Annotated in this window: 1 pseudogene; it reads left to right on the top strand. The window is 74.5% G+C overall.

Annotated elements, in window-relative coordinates:
- Positions 1 to 231: pseudogene (locus BN358_RS23100) on the top strand (NAD(P)-dependent oxidoreductase); the annotation flags it as partial.

Here is a 231-nt window from a genome sequence, read left to right as displayed (position 1 = left end):
CCGCGCTGCTCGCCGAGCTGCAGTCCGGCCGCCTCCGGCCGCGCTCGACGTCACTGATCCCGAGCCGCTGCCGTCCGATCACCCGCTGTGGCACGCGCCGAACACCCTGATCACCGCTCACCAGGGTGGCAACAGCGACGCCACCTACCCGAGGGTCGCCGCGCTGCTCCGCCGCCAGCTCGAGCACCTGCTCGCCGGCGAGCCGCTGGAGAACGTGGTCCGCGCCTCCGC

Source organism: Sedimentibacter sp. B4, assembly GCF_000309315.1.
Taxonomy (GTDB): Bacteria; Bacillota; Clostridia; order Tissierellales; family Sedimentibacteraceae; genus Sedimentibacter; species Sedimentibacter saalensis.
The sequence above is the reverse complement of the archived record's forward strand: the minus strand, read 5'-3'. Positions and strand labels throughout refer to the sequence as shown.